The following is a 22,318-nucleotide window of genomic DNA, read 5'->3' as shown; positions in this document are numbered from 1 at the left end:
CGGGCGGTCATCGGACCCGCCGCCTTTCGAGCTGCGGCAGTACGCCGAGTTTCTCCGGATGCCAGGGCGTGGTTCCGCCGCTCTCCCAGGCCCGGAAGTCGAGGCCGAGTTCCCGGCAGACGTACTGGGTGACGAACCGTCCGCTCGCGGCGGCGCGGATCAGGCTGCCGCCGCCGAACCACTGGCCGGCCAGGGAGAGGCCGCGCAGTCCGGGCAGCCGCATCCGGTCCTTGTTGATCAGCCCGGTGATCAGGTCGTCGGCCTCGGTGAAGGACTTCCAGCCGAGGATGCTGCCGCCCCGGACGCCGGTGTAGCGCTCGATGGTGGCGGGCGAGGCCACGTCGACGACCTCGATGGCGGCGGTGATGCCGGGGTGGTGCCGTTCCAGGAAGGCGCGGACGAAGTCGGCCACCTCCTGTTTGCGCGCCCAGTACGCCTTGCGGTCGGTGAGCCGCAGCTGCTTCCAGTACGCGTAGTCGCTGAAGTAGGTGCAGTGCACGACGGACTTGCCGGGCGGGGCGAACCCGTCCGAGTAGTGGGAGCGCAGTTGGACGACGAGGCTCTTCTGGAGGACGCCCGGCAGGGCGGCGGCGTCCTCGTCGGACAGCAGGTACGTGGTGCTGTGCCGCTCGGTCGCGGCGAACTCGCCGTCGAGGCCCACGAAGGCGGAGACGACGCCGGGGTAGACGAGCTCGGGGCGGTTCATCATCTCCTGGAAGAGGGCGTCGACCCTGGGGCTGCCGTAGCGGCCTTCGAGCAGCCCGTGGATCGTGGTGTGGCCGTCGCAGGCGGAGACGACGTGGTCGGCGTAGTGCCGCTCGCCCCCGCGCAGTTCCACCCCGACGGCCCGGTCGTCCTCGACGAGGATGCGCGTCACTCTGGCCCGGTAGTCGATCCGGCCGCCGAGCGAGGTGTAGCGCTCCTCGACCGAGCGGGCCAGGCCCAGTGACCCGCCCTGGGGGAAGCCGGCGTTGCGGTGGTGGGCGCTGGCCATGTTGAACAGGTAGGGCAGCAGCGGGAAGACCTCGTGGTCCTGGAAGAAGATGAACGGGAAGGCCCGGCGCAGCAGCGGGTCCTGGAACCGTCCGGCGAAGCGTTCCATGCGGGTCGCGGCGGTGCGCCAGAACAGCAGGAAGTCGGGGAGGACGGCCCGCAGGGTGGCCAGTTTCTCCCGGGGCGTCTGGAGCGGCGGGGGCGTGAGGAAGGGGTACAGGTTGGTGTCGGTGAAGCGCCTCAGGTCGCGGCAGAAGGCGCGGATGGGCCGCGCGTCGGCGGGTGAGATCTCCAGGAGGTGGCGTTCGAGGCGGCCGGGGTCGTTGTAGAAGGTCACCGAGCGGCCGTGCTCGTCGACGACGGTGTTGAACATCTCGAAGTTCGCGATGGTCTTGCCGTCGAGGGCGCCGAGTTCGCGCCACACCCGGTTGGCGTCGTTTCCGGGGCCGGTGCCGGTGAGCCATTCGATGCAGTAGTCGAAGACGTAGCCCTGCCGGGACCATGCGGTGCAGCAGCCCCCGGGCAGGACGTGCCGCTCGAAGATGCGGGTCTCGGCGCCGCTCATCTGGGCGTAGCAGCCGGTGGACAGGCCGCCGATGCCGGCGCCGATGATGATGACGCGGGGCGGCCGGCCCGGTGCCCGCTCGCGCGGGGGCCAGACGGTGCGGGCTTCACCCGGCATGCGGCTCACCTCCGGTGGGTACGGGGTCGCCGGCGTGGACGGCGCCGCCTGCCTGGACGGCGTCGCCGGTGAGCGCGGCCAGGGTGAGTGCGGCGTTGCGGGCCACGTACTTCTCGTCGAGCATCTCCGCGTGCGTGCCGTGGCCCCGGAGCAGTTCGGTGCGGGTGGTCGAGCTGCCGTGCCAGGTGCCCTGGCGGCCGGCCGCGTAGAAGGCGGCCTTGGGCTCGTCGGAGATCACGCTGACGGCTGCCGTCACCGTGCCCAGGTTGGGGGTGCGGCCGCAGTAGTCCAGGTAGTCCCTGGCCTGCGCGAGGGTCTCGTCGGCGACGGAACGGGAGCCGGTGTGGCGGTGGAGGTGGCCGCGCAGTTCGCGCTCGAAGGCCTCGACGTGCTCCTCGGCGATCGTCTGGGGCTCCAGGATGCGGTAGGAGTCCATGATCACGACGTGTGGGACCGTGCGTCCGCGCCGTTCCAGTTCCTTGGCGACCTCGAAGGCGAGGTTGCCGCCGAGCGAGTACCCGAGGAGCGGGCAGGCGCCGTCGGGCCGGAGCTTCTCGACGAGGTCGGCGTAGCGCGCGGCCTTGTCCTCGCCGTAGAGGTGGTTGAAGGCGACGAGTTCGTACTGGGGCAGGTGCGCGGCGAAGCCGCGGTAGACCAGTCCGTGCCCGCCGGCCGGCGGGAAGCAGAACAGCGCGGGGCCCCGGCCGGTGTTGAAGGTCAGGTGGGGGCGGCCGCCTGCGATCTTGCCCGTGATGATGTCCTCGACGGTCCTGGCCATGCCGTGCAGGGTCGTGACCTTGAAGAGCAGGCTGACCGGGACGGTGAGGTTGAACTCGGCCTGGAGGCGGTGGATCAGCTCGATGAGCTTGATGGAACTGCCGCCGCAGGCGAAGAAATCGCTGCGCAGGCCCACGCGTTCCAGGCAGAGCAGGGACTGCCAGTGCGCGGCCATGGACTGCTCGTAGAGCGTGACCGGCGGTTCGTGCCCCTCCTCGGCGGATGCGGCGCGCGGCTGGGGCAGGCCGGCGATGTCGACCTTGCCGTTCGGGGTGAGCGGCAGGGCGTCGAGGGCGGTGAAGTGGGCCGGGATGAGATGGGTGGGCAGCGACGCCGAGAGGTGGCCGCGCAGTTCGGCCGGATCCGGTGCGCTCCCGGGGGCGGGGACGTAGTACGCGCAGAGGGCGGCTTCGCCGTGGGCGTCGGCGCGGACGGTGACGACGGCCTGGGTGAGGCCGGGCCAGGACAGCAGCAGGGATTCGATCTCACCGGGTTCGATGCGGTGGCCGCGCACCTTCAGCTGTGCGTCGGCGCGGCCGAGGAGGTGGATGCGGCCCCGGGTGTCGCGGCGGGCGAGGTCGCCGGTGCGGTAGAGCCGCTCCGGTTCGGCCCCGGGGCCGCGGCCGAGGGTCAGGGACACGAACCGCAGCGCGGTCTGTTCGGGGTCGTGGGCGTAGTCGAGGGCGAGGGCCGCGCCGCCGACCCAGAGTTCTCCGGTGACTCCGGGCGGCACGGGGGCGCGGTGCTCGTCCAGGATGCGCAGGGTGCAGTTGGGGAGCGGCTTGCCGATCGGGACGGGCAGGTGGGGGTCGAGCCCGTCGGTGGGGCCTTCGAAGCAGGCGCTGTCGACGGTCGCCTCGGTCAGGCCGTACGAGTTGATCACGCGGGTGCCGGGGCCGCACAGGCCGCGCAGTCGCTCGTACTCCCCGACCTTCCAGACGTCGGAGCCGACGATCAGCAGCCGCATGAAGTCCAGGCGGTGTCCGCCGTGTGCGCAGTGGTGCATGAGGGAGCGGACGACGGCGGGGACGAACTCGGCGCAGTCGACGCGCTCGGTGGTCATCGTTTCGTAGAGGCGGGCGGTGTTGAGCAGCAGCTCGCGGCCGATCAGCACCAGGCGGCCGCCGGAGCACAGGGCGCGGACGAGGTCGCCGGTGAAGACGTCGAAGGAGACGCCGGCCATCTGGAGGTGGACGCCGGGTGCGGTGTCCAGTCCGTACTCCGCGCGCCAGGCGGCGTACAGGGCGCTGAGGGCGCGGTGTCCGACGCGTACGGCCTTGGGGCGGCCGGTCGATCCGGAGGTGTGGATGACGTACGCCGGCGCGTCCGGGTCCGCCGCGGTGCCCTCCTCGGCTCCGGCGTCCGTGGCGGCCTCCAGGTCGGCGGGGGCGTCCGGGGCGAGGAGGTCGGTGAGCACGGGAACGCCGAGGGCGGTCAGGCGTGCGGGGCCCGCCGCGTCGGTGATGACGAGCGCCGCCCCGGCGTTGTCCGCCATGCCGGCGAGCCGGTCGCCGGGGTGGTCGGGGTCGAGCGGCAGATAGGCGGCGCCCGCCTTGAGGACGGCGAGCAGGGCCACGATCAGCTCGGGGGACTTCGGGAGGCAGACGGCGACGACGGCCCCGCGTCCCACGCCCCGGTCGCGCAGCCGGGCGGCCAGCAGCCGGGCGTGGCGCTCCAGTTCGCCGTAGGTGAGGTGGCGGGTGGGCCCGGACTCGGCGGGGACGGAGACCGCGACGGCGTCCGGGTGGCGGGCGGCGGCCCCGGCGATCAGCCGGTGCACGGCCGCCTCCTCCGGGAGGACCGGGCCCCGGGCGCAGGCGTCGGTCAGGACCTCTTCGCGCTCGTCGGCGCCGAGCAGTTCGAGGCGTGCCACCGGCCGGTCGGCGGGCGCGCGGGTGAGGGCGTCCAGGATGTTGACGTAGTGGGAGGCCATCCGGCGTACCGTCCCGGGCGGCAGGATGTCGGTGTTGTACTTCAGGACGCAGTGGAAGCGCTCTTCCGACGCATCCTCGTAGGCCGACAGGGTCAGGTCGAACTGTCCTTCCTCTTCGGGGAGTTCGATGTAGTCCAGGCGGTATCCGTACTGCTCGGTGGCGACCTTGTGGGCGAGCAGGATGAACATCGCCTGGAAGACGGCGGAGCGGCTCGGGTCGTGTTGGAGCCCGAGCTCCTCGACGAGCAGCACGAACGGGTACTCCTGGTGGTCGAGGCCGCCCAGGACGACCTCGCGGACCTGTGCCAGCAGCGCGCCGACCCCGGGGGCCCCGGACAGGTCCGCGTACAGCGGGAGCGGGTTGACGAAGTAGCCGTAGACGGAGGCGAACTCCTCCTCGGTACGGCCGGTCACCGGGCTTCCGACGACGATCCGGTCCTGCCCCGAGTAGCGGTGCAGCAGGACGTAGTAGGCGCTCAGCAGCACCGTGAACACGGTCACGTCGTGCGCGCGGGCCAGGGCGTGGACGCGGGCGCTGAGTTCGGCGTCGAGTACGAAGAACTCGGAGGCGCCGTTGTGGGTCTGTACGGCGGGTCGCGGGCCGTCGGAGGGCAGGTCGAGGGCGGGCACCTCGGCGGGCAGGACGCCGCGCCAGTACTCCAGCATGCGCCGGGCGTCGGGTGAGGCCAGGAAGCGGTTCTGGCCGTTGAGGAAGTCGAGGTAACGGGCCCGCAGGGGCGGGAGCGGGACGGGCCGGCCCGCGCGCATGCCCTCGTAGAGCGCGAGGAGTTCCTCGATGAAGGTGAAGGTGGAGATCGCGTCGGAGATGATGTGGTGGACGGCCTTCATCACGATCCAGCGGTCCGGACCGCGCCGGAAGAGCCGGAAGCGGATCAGCGGGTCGTGTTCGAGGTCGTACGGGCGGCGGTACTCGCGGACGATCATCGCGTGGATCTCGTCCCAGTCCCGGTCCTCGACGTCGAACAGCGCCACGTCGGCTTCCCCGGCGGTCGTGATCCGCTGCACCGGCCGGCCTTCCTCCAGCGTGAAGTTGGCGCGCAGCATGGGGTGGCGCGCCACCAGGGCGCGGACGGCGTCGAACATCACCTCCGGTTCGAGCCGGGCCCTGATCTCGACGGCGCCGCCGATGTTGTAGGCGAAGCCGTCGGGGTTGAGCTGCTTGAGGAACCAGAGGGCCTTCTGGTTCTGGGTGAGGGGGTGGCGCAGCTCGTCGTGGTGGGTCTCGACCTCCGCCCCGGCGCCGTCGGCTTCCGCCGTGTCGGCGAGGCGGGCGGCCGCCGCCCGGCAGAGCTGTTCCCCGAGTTCGGCGAGGGGCGCGCCGCTGAGCAGGGCGACCAGTGGCAGGGCCACCCCGGTCTCGGCCTGGACCCGGACGCGCAGTTCCATGGCCATCAGCGAGTCGAGGCCGAGGGCGGCGAGACTGCCGGCCTCGCCGAGCTGCTCCGCCGGCACCCGCAGCACGGTCGCGGCGACCGCGGTGAACCGCTCCAGCGCGAGTGCGGCGCGGTGCTCCGCGTCCGCCGTACGGAACAGGTCGAGGAATCCGCCGTGCGCGCCGGCGTCGGCCTCGGCGCCGCTGGCGGCGGCCGCGGCGAGCTCGGTGACCAGCGGCGGCGGGGAGGGGTACCAGGAGAGGAAGGCCTTCCAGTCCACCACCGTGGCCACGAGCAGCTGCGGGCGGTCCTGGCCGATGACGCGCTCCAGGACGGCGGTGCCCGCGTCGGGCGCGAGCGAGCTCATCCCGCGGGCCAGGCGGTAGTGCTCGACCAGCCCGAGTTCCTCGATCATCCCGGTGGCCCAGGGGCCCCAGTCGATGCTGAGCGCGGGCAGTCCGAGGGCGCGCCGGTGGTGGGCCAGCGCGTCGAGGAAGGCGTTGCCCGCCGCGTAGTTGGTCTGGCCCGCGGTGGTGAGCAGCGAGGCGACCGAGGAGAACAGTACGAAGTGGTCGAGCGGCGCGTCGCGCAGCAGGTCGTGGAGGAGCCACGCGCCGGCGGCCTTGGGGGCGAGGACGGAGTCGAAGGCGGGCCGGTCCATGGCGGGCAGCAGGGTGTCCCGGACGTGCCCGGCCAGGTGGAACACGCCGCGCACGGGCGGGGCGTCCAGGGTGCGGTAGGTGTCCAGCCAGGCGGCCAGGGCCGCGCCGTCGGCCACGTCCAGCGCCGCGTGGACGGGGTGGGCGCCCAGTGCCTCCAGTTCCTTGACGAACCGGGTGCTCCGTCCGGCCGGGGAGTCCGGGTCGAGGCCGCTCCAGGCGGCGCGGTCGGGCAGCGGCGTACGGCCGGCCAGGATGAGGTGGCGGGCGCCGCGTCGGACCAGGAACCGGCACAGCAGCCGGCCGAGGGCGCCGAAGGCACCGGTGACCAGGTAGGCGCCGTCGGGGCGCAGCCGGGTGGGCAGGGGGCGGGTGAGGCCTTCGGGACGGGTGAGCCGGCTGATGAGGCGGCGGCCGTCGCGCAGCGCGATCTCGTCCTCGGGCGGCCCGGCGGCGTCGGCGGCGTCGGCGGCCGGGGTGTGCAGGATCTCGTCCAGCAGGGCCCGCGCCTCGGCCCGGCGGACCTCGTCGGGCCGAGGTCCGCCTCGGGCGTTCGGCGCGAGGTCGATCAGCTTGCCCCGGTGGGCGGTGAGTTCCTGGTGGCGCAGGACGCGGCCGACGCCCCAGGCGAGGGCGCCCAGCGGCTCGACGGACTGCCCTCGATCGGCGGCCTGCGCGCCGCGGGTGACGATGTGCAGGGCGGCGGGCGCGGCGCTCTGGTCCGGGTCGCTCCGGAGCGCCTGCGCGAGGGCGATCAGGGAGTAGGCCCCGGTGGTGCTGTGGGCTTCGAGGTACCGGCGCTCGGTGGCTTCCAGCGCCGGAAGGTCGAGGTTCCACAGGTGGACGACGGTGTCGGGGACCCCGGCCGGCCCCGCCGGGTCGGCGAGCAGCCGCCGCAGGTCCTCCGCGCGACCGGGGACCACGGTGGAGGTACGGGTGTCCCGGCGGGTGGCGTAGGCGTCCCCGGGACGTACGAGGTGGCAGTGGCCCCCGCGTGCCGTGACGAGTTCCGCGAGCGCGTCGGCGACGCCGCCGGGCGCGTCGGCGAACACCAGCCAGGTGCCGGGGGGAGCGGCGGTGGCCGGGGCGGGCTCCAGGGGGCCTTCGCTCCAGGTGGGTTCGGCGAGCCAGCCGTCGATGGTGGCGAGGCCGACCGCGGCCGTGGCCTTCTCGACGTCGGCGGCGCGGAAGCCGCCGACGTGGCCGAGCGGGAGCCCGGCGTCGTCGTGGAGGGCGATGTCCCCGACGAGTTCGCCGTCGTGCCGTCGGGTGACCGTGGCATGGGCCCACAGCGGCTGGTCGCCGACCGGGCCGGTGCGGACGTCGGCGATGGACAGCGGCAGCAGGATGCCGGTGGAGCCGTCCTCGGGGCCGCCCCGGTCCGCGGCGGTGAGGAGGGTCTGGAAGCAGGCGTCGAGCAGCACGGGGTGGATGTGGTGGCCGGCGGCCGCGTCCGCGCCCACGGAGTCGGGGCGGCGGATCCGCGCCAGTGCCTCGCCCGGGCCGCACCACACCTCCTCGATGCCCTGGAAGGCGGGCCCGTAGTGGTAGCCGAGGGCTTCCAGCGCGGCGTAGCAGGCCGCGCCGTCGTGGTGGCGGTCGGAGCGCGCCCGGACCGCGTCGATGTCCAGCGGGGCCCGGGGCGTGGGGCGGTGGCCGGTCCGGACGACACCGCTCGCGTGGACGGCGCGTTCCGTCGTGCCGGGGCCGCCGGTCGCGACGGTGAACGCGGCGTCCTCCAGGGAGAGGGCCAGTTGCACGGTGCGGGAGGCGTCGTCGGGCAGGAACAGGCCCTTGCGGAAGGCGATGTCGCCGAGCGCGATCTCGGTGCCGCCGGTCAGGGTGCGGACGGCTTGGGCGGCCATTTCGAGGTAGCCGGCGGCCGGGAACAGGGCGCGGCCCTGGATGCGGTGGTCGGCCAGGTAGGGGGCGCTCTCCAGGTCGATCTCCGCTTCCCACACGGGTTCCGCGGTGGCGAGCCGGCGGCCGAGCAGGCGGTGGTCGACCTGGCCGAGCCTGACCTGCGCGACAGGGCGCGGCTCGGTCCAGTACCGGTCGCGCTTCCAGGGGTAGCGCGGCAGCGGTACGGTCCGGCCGGCGGGCTGGAGCACGTCCCAGGCGATGTCGAAGCCGAGGTTGTGGAGCGCGGCGAGGGAGGCAGTGAAGCAGGCCTCCTCGTCCTCGCCCCGGCGGATCGACGGCAGGGTGACGGCTTCGGCGCCCGGCTCCGCGGCGACGGGAACGCCGGCCAGGCACTCCTTGATCGCGTGGGTCAGGACGGGGTGCGGGCCGATCTCCAGGAAGGTGCGGTGGCCGTCACCGGCCATCCGCTCGACGGCCTGGCGGAAGCGGACGCTGTCGCGGACGTTGCTCCACCAGTAGTCGGCGTCGAGTTCGGTGCCCACCGCCCGGCCCTCCCTGCCGGTCAGGTACAACGGCACCCGGGCCGGGCGCGGTTCGATGCCGGCGAGGCTGGAGAGCAGCTCGTCCTTGATCTCCTCCATGCGGGCGCTGTGGTAGGGCACGCGGACGGTGAGGAACTTGGCGAAGACCTGTCCGGCGTGGAGTTCCCCCGCGAGGGCGGTGAGCGCGGCCCGGTCCCCGGCGAAGGTGACCGCCGCCGGGCTGTTCACGGCGGCGAGGGACACCTGGTCCCCGTACGGGCGCAGGCGGCGCAGCGCCTCCTCCTCGGTGAGTCCGGCGGCCAGCATGGTTCCGGTGCCGGCCAGCCGCTGCTGGAGGCGGCTGCGGTGGACGACGATCCGCACCGCGTCGCGCAGGCTGTAGACGCCCGCTTCGTGGAAGGCGGCGACCTCGCCCGTGCTGTGCCCGACGATGGCGTCGGGACGTACGCCGTGGGCGCGCCACAGGGCGGACAGGCCGACCTGGACGGCGAAGTTGGCGGGCTGGGCCAGCCAGGTCTCGGCCATCCGGGAGCCGGCCTCGTCGGCGGCCATCGCCTCGGTCAGGGACCAGCCGGTGAGTTCGGCGATCTCGTGGTCGCAGCGTTCGACCGCGTCGCGGTAGGCGGGCTGCGCGGCGAACAGCTCGCGGCCCATCCCCCACCACTGCGGTCCCATGCCGGTGAACACCCAGGCGAGCCTCCGCTGTTGGTCCGGGCGGCGGCGGTCGAGGAGTACGCGGGGGTGGGTTTCGCCCCGCAGGTGGGCGGCGAGTGCCTCGTCGAGGTCCGCGCGGGAGCCGTAGACGACGGACAGCCGGGCGTCGTGGTGCTGGCGGCGGTGGGCGAGCGTGTACCCGAGGTCGGCGAGGGATGCGGGCGCGGCGGCGGTCCCGGCGAGCTCGCGGCGGATCGCCTCGGCCCGCTCGGGCAGGGCGGCCGGATCGCGCGCGGTCAGCGGGAGGATCGTGTAGCGCGGGCGGGACTCGCCGGGCCCCGCGCCGGGCCCCTCGGCGGAGGGGCGGGGCGGCGCGGGCGGCGCCTCCTCCAGCAGGACGTGCGCGTTGGTGCCGCCGAAGCCGAAGGAGTTGACGCCGGCCCGCGCCGGGCCCCGGTGCGCGGGCCAGTCGGTGACCCGCGTCGGAATGTCGAAGGGCGCTCCGGCGAGGTCGATGGCGGGGTTGATCCGCCGCAGGTTGATGTGCGGCGGGATCCGGCGGTGCCGGATGCTGAGGGCGGTCTTGATGAGGCCGGCGATGCCCGCGGCCGATTCCGTGTGCCCGATGTTGGTCTTGACCGAGCCTACGTAGCAGGCGGCGCCGGGGGCGCGGCCGACGGCGAGGGCCCGGGCGAGGGCGGCGGCCTCGACGGGGTCGCCCACCGGGGTGGAGGTGCCGTGGGCCTCGACGTACTGGAGGTCGCCGGGGGTGATGCCCGCCTCGGCGCACACCCGCTCGATGAGGGAGACCTGGGCGTCGGCGCTGGGCACGGTGATGCCGTTGGTGCGGCCGTCCTGGTTGACCCCGCTCGCGGTGATCACGGCGTGGACCGGGTCACCGTCGCGGAGGGCGTCGGAGAGGCGTTTGAGGGCGACGACGCCGACCCCTTCGGCGCGGACGTACCCGTCCGCGTCGGCGTCGAACGTACGGGAGCGGCCCTCGGGGGACAGGAAGCCGCCCTTGGTCTCGGCGATGGTGTACTGCGGCGTGAGGTGGAGCAGGGTGCCGCCGGCCAGCGCGAGGGTGCTCTCGCCCCGGCGCAGGCTCTCGCAGGCGAGGTGGACCGAGACCAGGGACGAACTGCACGCGGTGTCGACGGAGAGGCTGGGGCCCCGGAAGTCGAAGCAGTGCGAGATCCGGTTCGACACCATCGTCATCATCGTGCCGGTCGCGGTGTGCGCGGCCAGCGTGTCGAACCGTAAGTCGGCGAACTGGAGGATCTTGTAGTCCAGGGTGAACGCCCCGATGAACACGCCGACATCGCCGCCGGCCAGTTCGGCCGGTTTCTGGCCGCCGTCCTCCAGCGCCTCCCAGGCCACCTCCAGCAGCTTGCGCTGCTGCGGGTCCATGGAGTCCGCCTCGCGGGGGCTGATGCCGAAGAAGGCGGGGTCGAACTCGTCGAACCCGTCGATGTAGCCGCCCCGGCCTCCCACCAGCCGCCCGGGTTTGGCCTTGTCACGGCTGCCGAGCGTGCTCACGTCGTACCGGTCGCGGGGCGTCGCGGTGATGCAGTCCTTGCCGTCGAGCAGGTTCTGCCAGAAGGCCCGGTGGTCACCGGCGCCGCCGGGGAACCGGCAGCCGATGCCGATGATCGCGATCTTCTCCGGAGGGGTGACGCGGATCGCTTCAGCCATGGTGGTCAGGTCCTTAGGTCGTCGACAAGTACCGCTGGGGAAGGCAGGGGTGGGCACGCCTGCGCGTGCGGGGGCGTGCGGAGCCCGTGCGGGGCGGGAAGGGGGGCGCGTGCGGGTGCGGGGGCGTCAGCCAGCGGTTTCGCCCGTCTTCGCGGGCATGCGCCACGGGTGCACCAGGGTGGCGCCGATCGCGCCGGTGGCGGGGAACGACTCCGGCCGCAGGAGGCCGACCTCGGCCGGCTCCCGGCCCGGGTGCCAGGTGAAGCTGCCGAACGCCCGGTCCCAGACGGACAGGTCGGAGCCGTAGTGCCCGGCCTCGGCCAGGTCGGTGCTGTGGTGCAGCCGGTGCTGCTCCGGTCCCGCGAGGACGTGGTTGAGGAGACCGAGCCGGACGGCGACGTTGGCGTGGACGAAGTAGCCCTGCGCGATGACGAACAGGCCCACTCCGAAGACCGCCCGCTCCGAGAACCCGATGAGCGCCAGCGGGAGCTGGGCGCAGGCCTGGGAGACGAAGACGTCGAGGACGTGGTTGACGCCGTTGTTGCCGACGTTGACCTTGTCGGGCACGTGGTGCACGCCGTGCAGCCGCCAGAGCCACGGGTTGGTGTGCCCGAGCCGGTGGATGGCGTAGCTGGCCAGCGACCCGAGCAGCAGGGCGAGGGGCATCTCGACGGCGAGCGGGAGCAGGGGGCGCTCGGGTGCCACGGCGCCCGCGGCGAGCAGGACCGCCGTCTGCCCGGTGCTGCCGCCCAGCGTGGTGAGGAGGTAGTAGACGCCGTACCAACGCCATTCGCGCCGGCTGGGGCGCCAGCTGCGTTCGTACGGGATGAGGCGCTCCAGCCCCGCGAGATAGCAGAGCGTCGCGAACTGGAAGGCGAAGGTGACCGGGCCCGGCGGCCAGCCCCGGCGCACGGTGGCGGCGAACACCGCCACGACCGCGAGGAGCAGGACGGGGTGGGCCGCCCGGGCCAGCACCGCGCGGGCGGCGGCCCGTACGGCGGCGCGTCCCGGCCGGGGCCGGTCCTCACCGGCTGCCAGCGAACCCGACATGCCACCCCCCTTGCCGAACGGGCGCCGGGGGGCGCATCCCTCGCCACCCCGAGCACCGAGAAGTCCGGTCACAGTATGGAGTGGATCAACTACGCAACGCAATTCCGCCTGGTGGGGCGTGCGGGGGGCTCACGGGGCCACGGGGGTGTCACCGGACCCGCCGCGTCCGGTGCACGGGGGCGCACCGGGCGCGCGGCCGGGGGGACGCCGGGGGCGGGGCCGGTGCGCGCGGGCCGGGGCCGGTGTCACGCGGGGGCGGGTGCCGGTGTCACGCCGGGTCGAGGGCCACGTCGCTCGCCCGGGCGTGGACGGTCACCGCCCCTTCGGCCACCGAGACCCCGGAGGGTTCGAGACCGAGGGGCAGGTCGGGGATCTCGCGTTCCGCTTCCTTGACGGCGGCGGCGATCCGGGGGTTGGCGGGATCCAGGGGACGCCCGGCGAAGGTGGCGGCGGAGGCCTCCAGCGTCACCGTGTCACCGCTCAGCCCGACCTCCGCGGTGACGACGAGCGGCATGCCGAGGAAATCGCGGGTGATCCGCAGGCGGCCGTCGGACTCGGACAGCCGGACGCCCTCGCCCCGGTGCGCGGCCAGCGCGTCGAGGGGGACGCTGAAGTCGGCCCGCGCCGTGGCGGCCCGGTATCCGCCCCCGGTCTTCGACACGTCCCGCAGGTCCACGGAGGCGGTGACGGGCAGCCCCTCATCCGTCTTGGCCTTGGCCCGCACCTCCACGTGAGGGAACGTCCCGCGAGCCGCGTGGAGCAGGAACGGGAACCTGTCGACGGAAACGTCCGGGGCCCCCGTGAGGGCGCTCTGCCGGCGTGCGACGCGGTCGGCGAGGTCGCTCTCGGTGACCCCGGCGGCGATGGTGTCGGCCAGCGCCGCCACGGCCACCAGCGCACCCGCGCCGATCAGCACCCACCGGCGGGCGCCGAACCGGCGCCGGACGCGCCGCGGCTCGGTGACGGGGGCCGACTCGGCCTGGGCGGTGCGGTTCATGTCTTCCTCACGGTGACGGGCGGGGCGGCTTCGGGGTCGGGTTCGGCCTCGGGTCCGGGTTCTGGTTCGGTCGCCGGCCCCGGCGGTGGCACGTGGTCGCCGCCCTCGATGTCGATCCGGGGCAGCGCCCGGTCGAGCCATCCGGGCAGCCACCAGTTGGCCTTGCCGAGAAGGATCATCGCAGCGGGGACCAGGAGCCCGCGGACGAGGGTGGCGTCGAGCGCGACCGCCGTGGCGAGGCCGATGCCGAACATCTTGACCACCGGGTCGTCGGAGAGCAGGTAGCTCAGGAAGACGCAGACCATGATGAGGGCGGCCGAGGTGATGATCCCTCCGGTCCTCGCCAGGCCGGTGATCACCGAGCCGCGGTGGTCGCCGCTCTTCAGGTAGGCCTCGCGGACGGCGCTGAGGAGGAAGACCTCGTAGTCCATCGACAGCCCGAACAGGACGGCGAACATCAGCAGCGGAACGTATCCGGGGATGGGCACGGGCCCGTCGAGCCCCAGCGCCCCCGCTCCCCAGCCCTGCTGGAACAGGGCGGTCAGCACGCCGTAGGCGGCGGCCACGGACACGAGGTTCAGTACGGCGGCCGTCGCCGCGACGACCACGGACCGGAACGCCAGCAGCAGGAGCAGGGCGGCGATGACGAGGACGAACGCGATGATCGCGGGCAGCCGCCGGGAGAGCCGGTCGTTCAGGTCCAGCTGCGCGGCGGGCGCGCCGCTCACGTGGGCGCCGTGGCCGGTGTCGGCGGTGGCTGCGGGGAGGGTGCTCTCGCGCAGCCGGTGCACCAGGCGGGCGGTTTCCGGATCGCCCGGCGCGGTGGTCGGGGTGACCTGCCAGCGGGCGGTCCGGCCGTCGGGGCTGAGCTGCGGGGGGCCGACGGCGGCCACGCCGGGGGTGTCCTTCAGGGCGTCGGTGACCTTGTCGACACGGGGGTCCGTGGGGCCGGAGGCGGGGTCGGGCAGGGCGTCGGTGACCTGGAGCGGCCCGTTGACACCCGGCCCGAAGGCGCCGGCGAGCCGGTCGTAGGCCGTGCGGCTCGCGGTCGAGGAGACCTTGTCACCGCCGTCGAGCTGACCGAAGGTCAGCCCGGCGGCCGGGGCGGCCAGTACGGCGACCAGCAGCAGGGCGCCGATCAAATGGCGCCAGGGCTGCCTGGCGACGCGCTCGGCAACCCGCCGCCACCCGCCTCCGGCCGCCGCATCCGATGCCGCAGGGCCGGGGGCTGTCGCCGCGTCGGGCGCCACCGGGCCCGACGCGGTCGGGGTGGGGGCGAGGCTTCGGCCGAGGAGGGCGAACAGGGCCGGGAGCAGGGTGAGGGTGGCGGCGACGGCGACCAGTACGGCGATGCCGGGCGCGAGCGCCAGCGCGTGGAGCAGGGGCAGTCCGCCGAGGGCCAGGCTCGCGAGGGCGGCGACGACAGCGCAGCCGGCGAAGGCCACGGCCTTGCCGGAGGCGGCCGTGGTCAGGGCTGCGGCGTCCTCGACCGAGGCCCCGTCGCCCAGCAGCTCGCGGAAGCGGGTGAGGCAGAAGAGGCTGTAGTCGACGCCCACGCCGAGGCCGATCATCGCCGCGATGGTGGATCCGGCGGACGGCATGTCCATCAGGTGCCCGAGCAGCCCGACCACCGAGAGGGACACCCCGAGCCCGACGACGGCGGCGATCAGCGGCACGGTGGCGGCGACGGCGCTGCGGAAGCCGAACCAGAGGATGGCGAGGGCCGCCAGCAGCCCGATGATCTCGCTGTGCCGCGTGGAGCCCTTGTCGGCCGCGGCCGCCAGGCTGCCGCCGGGCGTGACCTCGATCCCCGCCGCCTCGGCGGGCCGGGCCGCGTCCACGATCCGCCGGGTGACCTCGGGGGTGATGTCCCGGTCCGTCACGTCGAGCTCGACGGAGAGGAAGGCGGTGTGCCCGTCGGCGCTCATCGCGGCCCGTCCGGCGCCCTCGTAGGGGGTGGTGACCGCGACGACGTGGTCAACGCCGGCGATGTTCCGGGCCGCCGCCGCGACCGCGTCCCGCGCCCCGGCCGAGGTCAGGTCGGCGCCGCCGGCCCCGGTGTGCAGGACCAGCGGTTGCTTGCCCGAGGCGGAGCCGGGGAACGCCCGGGCGGCGTCGGCGGCCGCCTGGCTGTCGCTGCCGGGGATGGAGACCGCTTCGCTGGTGACCCGGCCGCACAGGGCGACGGCCGCGCCCAGCGCGAGCAGCAGCAGGAGCCATGCGGCGATGGTCCGCTTCGGCCTGCGGGCACACCACCGCCCCACACTGACGAACATCCTCGATCGCTCCCTCTGGTCCGGCGACGACGGCCGCCGCCGGGCCACTTTTGCACTCCGAGTGCAATAACGTCAATCGCCTCGCGCCGCCGCGCAGCCCGCACCCGGCGTTTGCGACAATGCCGGTGGGTGACGACGGGGAGGGACCGAGGTGGAGCAGGTGGCCGATCAGGCGCAGGACCGCTCTTCGGACGGCCGGACGGAGCGCGGGCGGCAGTCCCGCGTGAAGATCGCGGACGCCGTGCTGGCCCTGCTCGACGAGGGCGAGTCGCAGTTCCCCGCGGACCGGGTGGCCGAGCGCGCCGGCGTCTCGCGGCGCCTGGTGTTCCACCACTTCGCCGACATGGCCCAGCTGATCGAGACGGCCATCGCCCGGCGGCTCGAACAGCTGATGGAGCAGATCAGGCCGCTGCCCACGGAGGGCCCGCGCGCGGTCCGGGTCGACGCGCTCACCGAACAGCGCGCCCGGATCCTGGAGTGGATCACCCCGGCGCAGCTGACGACGATGCGTCTGGAGCAGCGGTCCGCGCGGATCGACGAGGTCACCCGGCAGGTACTGGACCTCGCCCGCGCGCGGCTGGCCGCGGTCTTCGCCGAGGAGCTCGGCCGGGTTCCGGCCGCGCGCGCGGCCGACCTGCTGAACGGGCTGGACGCGGTCACCACCTGGGGCGCCTGGTACCACTGGCGCAGCAGCGGGCTGGACGTCGAGGCGGCCCGCCGCGCGATGGGAACCGCCGTCCAGGCGCTGCTCGCGGCGACGGACCCGCCGGCGCCGCCCCCCTGAGCAGCCCCCCGCCCGGCCTCGCCGGACGCGGTCCGCGCCGCGGCGCGGACCCTGTGCCGCGGCCCTACGCCGCCGCGCGGGCGGCCGCGCGCGGCCGGCTGCGGGCCACCGCCACGCCGGCCAGGCACAGCACTCCGCCGAGCAGGGTCAGCCAGGCGGGCACCTCCCCGAGGAACACCCAGCTCAGCAGCACCACGACGGCGGGGACGGCGTACGTGGTCGAGCCCAGCTTCCCGGCCGGCATCCGGGCCAGGGCGTAGGTCCACGCGATGAAGGCCAGCGCCGTCGGCACCACGCCCAGGTAGACCATGTTCAACGTGGCCGAGAGCGGCGCCTCGGGGACTTCCGCCACGAGCTGTCCGGCGAAGGGCAGGCAGGCAACGGCGCCGGTCAGGCAGCTGTACGCGGTGATCTGCAGGGGCGTTCCGAAGGAGAGGGCGGGCTTCTGCGCGACGACACCGCTCGCGTAGGCCACGGCGGCCAGCAGGCACAGCACCACCCCGAGGACGGACGTGGAGCCGCCGCCGCCGGACATGGACAGGCCGACGACCACCGCACCGACGAAGGACACGCCCATGCCCGCGAGCAGCCGCGGCGGCAGTGCCTCACCCAGCAGGCGGGCGGCGAGCAGCGCCATCAGGATGGGCCCGGTGTTCACGAGCAGGGCCGCCGTACCCGCGTCGACCAGCCGTTCTCCCCAGTTCAGCGCGACCGTGTAGCCGCAGAACCACACCAGGCCGGAGATCAGGATGCCGCGCCAGGCCCCGCGCGGCGGCAGGCCCACCCGGCGCACCAGGAGCAGGGTTATCAGCACCACGGAGGCGGTCAGCAGACGGCCGAGGGCCAGGGCTCCTGGCGAGTAGGCGGAGCCGGCGCTGCGGATGGAGACGAAGGCGGAGGCCCAGGCGAACACCGTGAAGGACACGGCGCCGGCCGTGAGGGCGCCGGGCGGGAGCAGACTCAGGCGGGACTTCATACGCCGCACCCTACCCAGGCAACATTTCGGTGTCCACCGAAATGTTCGGCCCTCAGACTGCTCCGGCCCGGAGCAGGCGCGCCGCTCAGGCCCAGGCGTCCGGGGTGATCCCCAGCAGGGCCTCGAAGGCCGCCTCCCCGGCCCCGGTCACCCGCAGCCCGCGCCCGCCGCCCTCCGGCCGCACCACCCACCGCTCCCCCAGCGCCCGCGCGCACAGCCGCGCCCCGGCCAGGCCGCCCAGGTGGCGGCGGCGCTCGGTCCAGTCCAGACAGGAGCTCGCCAGCGGCCTGCGCCCGTGGTGGGCGAGGTCGACACCGGCCCGCCCGCACCACTCCCGGCCCGCCTCGGTCAGCTGGAAGGCGCCCTCGGTGCGCAGCAGGCCGCGCCCCTCCAGGGCGTCGGTGACCGCCATGCCGAACCGTCCCGCGAAGTGGTCGTAGCAGGTGCGGGCGCGGGCCAGCGGGTCGGGCGCGGAGACCACGGGCACCGCGTGGGCGGCGTCCCGGCCCGGGATGGCGTGCGAGGCGAGTTCGTCCACCAGGCGGGCCGTCGCCGCGTCGGCGATCCGGACGTAGCTGTGCCGGCCCTGCCGCTCGGTCACGCAGATGCCCGCGTCGAGCAGCCGCGCCAGGTGGCCGCTGACGGTGGACGGCGCGACCGAGGTGATCCGGGCCAGTTCGCCCGCGGTCCAGGCGCGCCCTTCGAGCAGGGTCATGCAGATGGCGGCCCGGGTCTCGTCGGCGAGCGCCGCCGCGAGGGCGGCCAGGCGCGCCGCCGGGTCGGGAGCGTCGGCGTCGGTATCGGTGGCGGCCGCGCCGGTCGGCCGTGCGGCCCGCATGTCGTTCATGCCCTCCAGGGTGCCCCAAAACTTCGTCGAACGCCGAATGGTTGCCCCGGTCCCTTTGTCCGGTCCCCGCCCCGGGTGCCCACCGTCGCTTCCGCGCCACGCGCCCGGGACGTCAACGGGAAAATTCACGGCACCGCACTAGACTGGCGGGTTGTTTGGCGCTGGACCGGAACAACCCGGGCAAACCTGGGCTCCGCCGGCGACCCGGAGCTTCCGGGACCGAGACGCGAGGGCCGATGGCAGCCACACCTGAGCGCGGTGAACTGACCCTGCTCGACGACGGGGAGGTGTACGACGGGTCCGATGAGGCCGGGGCCAAGTCAGCCCGGTTCTCGGCCGGTCCGGCGGCCCCGCCCCGCACCCTCGTCGACGTCTTCGAGGCGTCCGTACGGGCCTACCCCGACGAGCTCGCCCTGGACGACGGCACCACCCGGCTGACCTACCGGTCGCTGGCGGCCGAGGTGGAGCGCCGCCGGCGCGCCCTGGAGGCCGCCGGGGTGGGGCTCGGTGACCGGGTCGGCGTACGCGTGCCGTCGGGGACCAGCGAGCTGTACGCGGCCGTCCTCGGCGTACTCGCCGCGGGCGCCGCCTACGTACCGGTCGACGCCGAGGACCCGGACGAGCGCGCCGAGCTGGTCTTCGGCGAGGCAGGCGTCCGGGCGGTGCTGGGAGCCGGGCAGCGCATCGAGGTCACCGGCCTCGCGGACCGGGCCGTGCCCGCCGCGCGGCCCGGCCCCGAGCACGACGCGTGGATCATCTTCACCTCCGGGTCCACCGGCAAGCCCAAGGGCGTCGCCGTCAGCCATCGCAGCGCCGCCGCGTTCGTGGACGCCGAGGCCGCGCTGTTCCTCGCCGAGGAGCCGATCGGCCCCGGCGACAGGGTGATGGCCGGGCTGTCCGTCGCCTTCGACGCCTCCTGCGAGGAGATGTGGCTGGCCTGGCGCCACGGCGCCTGCCTCGTGCCCGTCCCCCGCTCCCAGGTGCGCAGCGGCGCGGACCTCGGCCCCTGGCTGGTGGAACTGGAGATCACCGTCGTCTCCACGGTGCCGACGCTGGCCGCGCTCTGGGAGCCCGAGACCCTCGACGAGGTCCGGCTGCTGATCTTCGGCGGCGAGGCCTGCCCGCCCGAGCTGACCCAGCGGCTGGTCACCGAGGGGCGCGAGGTCTGGAACACGTACGGGCCCACCGAGGCCACCGTCGTGGCCTGCGCCTCGCTCCTGACCGGTGCGGAGCCCATCCGGATCGGCCTGCCCCTGAACGGCTGGGAGCTGGCCGTGGTCGACGAGTCGGGCGAGCCGGTGCCCATGGGCGGCAGCGGCCAGCTCGTCATCGGCGGCGTCGGTCTGGCCCGCTACCTCGACCCCGCGAAGGACGCCGAGAAGTACGCCCCGCTGGAAGCCCTCGGCTGGGAGCGGGCCTACCGCAGCGGCGACCTGGTGCGCGCGGAACCCGAGGGGCTGGTCTTCCTCGGCCGCGGCGACGAGCAGATCAAGCTGGGCGGCCGCCGGATCGAGCTGGGCGAGGTGGACGCCGCCCTCCAGGCCCTGCCCGGGGTCGCCGGAGCGGCCGCGGCCGTCCGTACGGCGCGCGGCGGCAACCAGCTCCTGGTCGGCTACCTGGTCGCCCAGGAGGGCTGGGACCGGGCGGCGGCCGTGGAGCGGCTGCGCGCTGAACTCCCCGCGGCCCTGGTGCCGCTGCTGGCGCCGGTCGCCGAGCTGCCGACCCGTACCTCCGGCAAGGTGGACCGGGACGCGCTGCCCTGGCCGCTGCCCGAAGCGGAGACCACCGGCCCCACCGAGCAGCTGTACGGCACCGAGGCCTGGCTCGCCGAGCAGTGGAGCGAGACCCTGGGGGTGGCCGTCACCGGCGCCGCCGACGACTTCTTCGCCATAGGCGGCAACAGTCTGGCCGCCGCCCGGCTCACCACGCGGCTGCGCACCCGCTACCCCCGGGCGGCCGTCCTCGACATCTACCAGCAGCCCGTGCTGCGCAAGCTGGCCCGGCGGCTGGAGAAGTCCGTCCGGGACGACGACGCGGCCCGGGTCGTCGCGCCCGTACCGCGGCGCACGCAGCTGGCGCAGACGCTCCTGCTGGTCCCGCTGTTCACCCTGGTGGGGCTGCGCTGGTCGGTGGCGCTGCTGGCGCTGGGCAACGTACTGCACCGGTTCGGGCCGTACCCGTGGGCGCCGACCGCCTCGTGGTGGCTGGTCGCCGCCGGCGCGGCGCTGTTCTTCAGCCCGCCGGGCCGGCTCGCGATCGCGGCCGGCGGCGCTCGGCTGCTGCTGCGCGGGGTGAGGGCGGGCCGCTACCCGCGCGGCGGGAGCGTGCACCTGCGGCTGTGGACGGCGGAGCGGCTGGCCGAGTACGCGGGCGCGACGTCCCTGACGGGCTCCTGGCTGGAGCGGTACGCGCGGGCGCTCGGCGCCAAGGTCGGTTCCGAGGTGGACCTGCACTCGCTGCCCCCCGTGACGGGCATGCTGAGGCTCGGCCGCGGCTGCGCCGTGGAGTCCGAGGTGGACCTGTGCGGGCACTGGCTGGACGGGGACCGGCTGGAGATCGGCCCGGTGCGGGTCGGCGCGGGCGCCGTGGTCGGCACCCGGAGCATGCTCTTCCCCGGTGCGCGGGTCGGCAAGCGGGCAGAGGTGGCGCCCGGTTCCGCCGTGGTCGGGCAGATCCCGACCGGGCAGCGCTGGGGCGGGGCGCCCGCCGTCAAGCTCGGCAAGGCCAAGCGCAACTGGCCCACGGAGCGGCCGCCGCGCGGGCTGCCCTGGCGGGCCGCGTACGGGGCGGCCGGCCTCGGCCTCACGGCGCTGCCCGTGCTCGCCACCGTGCCCGCGCTGCTCGTGCTGAGCCGGTTCGTGCCCGCCGACGCCGCCTTCGCCGAGGCGCTGCGCGGGGCGCTGCTCGCCGTGGTGCCCGGGGCGCTCGCCTTCGGTTTCGCGTACGCACTACTGCTGCTGGTCGCCGTACGTCTGCTGAGCCTCGGGCTGCACAGCGGTACGCATCCGACGCACAGCCGGGTCGGCTGGCAGGCCTGGACGGTCACCCAGCTGATGGACCTGTCGCGGGAGACGCTCTTCCCGCTGTACGCGGGGCTGATCACCCCGGTGTGGCTGCGGCTGCTCGGCATGAAGATCGGCCGCGGCGCGGAGGTGTCCACCGTTCTGGCGCTGCCCAGCCTCACCACCGTGGGCGAGGGCGCGTTCCTCGCCGACGACACCCTCACCGCCCCGTACGAGCTGGGCGGCGGCTGGATGCGGATCGGCCGTTCCGAGATCGGCCGCCGGGCGTTCCTCGGCAACTCCGGCATGACCGCGCCGGGCCGCAACGTGCCGGACGGCGGGCTGGTCGGCGTGCTGTCGGCGACTCCGAAGAAGGCCAAGAAGAACAGCTCGTACCTGGGCCTGCCGCCGGTCAAGCTGCCGCGGTCCGCCGCCTCCGACGACCAGAGCCGGACCTACGATCCGCCCGCGCGGCTGCTGTGGGCGCGCGGCCTGGTGGAGCTGTGCCGGCTCGTCCCGGTGTTCTGCTCGGCCGCTCTGGCCGTGCTGGCCCTGGCGGCGCTCTGCGCGCTGGCCACGCCGAGCGGCGGGCCCGGCGTGTGGGGAGCCGCGCTGCTGTCCGGGGTGGTCCTGCTCGCCGCCGGGGCGGCCGCCTGCGGGGTCGCGATGGCCTCGAAGTGGCTGCTGGTGGGCCGGCACCGGGCGGGCGAGCATCCGCTGTGGAGCGGCTTCGTGTGGCGCAACGAGCTGGCCGACACCTTCGTCGAGGTCCTGGCCGTGCCGTGGCTGGTCGGATCCGTTCCCGGCACGCCGGTGCTGGCGCTGTGGCTGCGCGGGCTGGGGGCCCGGATCGGCCGGGGCGTGTGGTGCGAGAGCTACTGGCTTCCGGAGACGGACCTGGTGGCGCTGGGCGACGCGGTGACCGTGAACCGGGGCTGTGTGTTGCAGACGCACCTCTTCCACGACCGGATCTTGAGGACGGATACTGTGGTCCTCCGCGAGGGCGCCACCCTGGGTCCGGGCGGAATCGTCCTGCCAGGAAGTACGGTCGGTGCCCACAGCACGCTGGGGCCCGCCTCGCTCGTGATGGCCGGGGAATCCGTCCCCGCCGACACCCGTTGGCTGGGCAATCCGATCGAGGCATGGCGGACCTGAGCGGGCCCGAACGGGACCGAGCACGGCGCAGGGAGCGGA

The 22,318-nt window shown here is 74.5% G+C and carries 9 protein-coding genes; 2 read left to right on the top strand and 7 right to left on the bottom strand.

Features of this window, described 5'->3' with window-relative positions; translation table 11 throughout:
- Positions 1-7: 7 nt before the first annotated feature.
- The 5 genes from IE248_RS25835 to IE248_RS25815 form a co-directional block, all read right to left on the bottom strand.
- Positions 8-1,675: a phytoene desaturase family protein gene (locus IE248_RS25835; RefSeq protein ID WP_073794160.1), complete on the bottom strand. Its 1,668-nt coding sequence runs from the start codon at positions 1,673-1,675 to the stop codon at positions 8-10.
- Positions 1,665-11,192 (bottom strand): non-ribosomal peptide synthetase/type I polyketide synthase, encoded by a 9,528-nt coding sequence (locus IE248_RS25830; RefSeq protein ID WP_190031854.1) that lies wholly within the window; start codon positions 11,190-11,192, stop codon positions 1,665-1,667. The genes IE248_RS25835 and IE248_RS25830 overlap by 11 nt, the downstream gene beginning before the upstream one ends.
- Before the next feature lie 126 nt (positions 11,193-11,318).
- Positions 11,319-12,242, bottom strand: coding sequence for a sterol desaturase family protein (locus IE248_RS25825; protein WP_190031853.1), 924 nt, complete (start codon positions 12,240-12,242; stop codon positions 11,319-11,321).
- 268 nt (positions 12,243-12,510) lie between these two features.
- Entirely contained in the window at positions 12,511-13,239 is a 729-nt protein-coding gene (locus IE248_RS25820; RefSeq protein WP_229895525.1) for an LmeA family phospholipid-binding protein, read from the bottom strand.
- Positions 13,236-15,515, bottom strand: a complete 2,280-nt coding sequence (locus IE248_RS25815; RefSeq protein WP_190031852.1) for an MMPL family transporter — start codon at positions 15,513-15,515, stop codon at positions 13,236-13,238. The genes IE248_RS25820 and IE248_RS25815 overlap by 4 nt, the downstream gene beginning before the upstream one ends.
- A gap of 160 nt (positions 15,516-15,675) precedes the next feature.
- On the opposite strand from IE248_RS25815, the gene IE248_RS25810 reads away from it, so the two are divergent.
- On the top strand, positions 15,676-16,299 hold the full coding sequence (locus IE248_RS25810) for a TetR/AcrR family transcriptional regulator (protein WP_229895524.1): 624 nt from the start codon (positions 15,676-15,678) through the stop codon (positions 16,297-16,299).
- A 64-nt stretch (positions 16,300-16,363) separates the two neighbouring features.
- On the opposite strand, the gene IE248_RS25805 is transcribed toward IE248_RS25810, so the two are convergent.
- Positions 16,364-17,275 (bottom strand): DMT family transporter, encoded by a 912-nt coding sequence (locus tag IE248_RS25805; protein ID WP_073779552.1) that lies wholly within the window; start codon positions 17,273-17,275, stop codon positions 16,364-16,366.
- An 85-nt stretch (positions 17,276-17,360) separates the two neighbouring features.
- Complete coding sequence (locus IE248_RS25800; protein WP_190031933.1) at positions 17,361-18,113, bottom strand: ArsR/SmtB family transcription factor; 753 nt, start codon at positions 18,111-18,113, stop codon at positions 17,361-17,363.
- A 245-nt stretch (positions 18,114-18,358) separates the two neighbouring features.
- Here IE248_RS25800 and IE248_RS25795 point away from each other — a divergent pair, with 245 nt between their 5' ends.
- A complete protein-coding gene (locus tag IE248_RS25795) occupies positions 18,359-22,279 on the top strand; it encodes a Pls/PosA family non-ribosomal peptide synthetase (protein ID WP_190031850.1) in 3,921 nt (1,306 codons plus the stop codon).
- The last annotated feature ends 39 nt before the right edge of the window (positions 22,280-22,318 follow it).

Origin of the sequence: Streptomyces goshikiensis (assembly GCF_014650555.1) — a bacterium.
Classification (GTDB): domain Bacteria; phylum Actinomycetota; class Actinomycetes; order Streptomycetales; family Streptomycetaceae; genus Streptomyces; species Streptomyces goshikiensis.
Note: the sequence above shows the minus strand (reverse complement) of the source record. Positions and strands in the feature narration are given on the sequence as shown.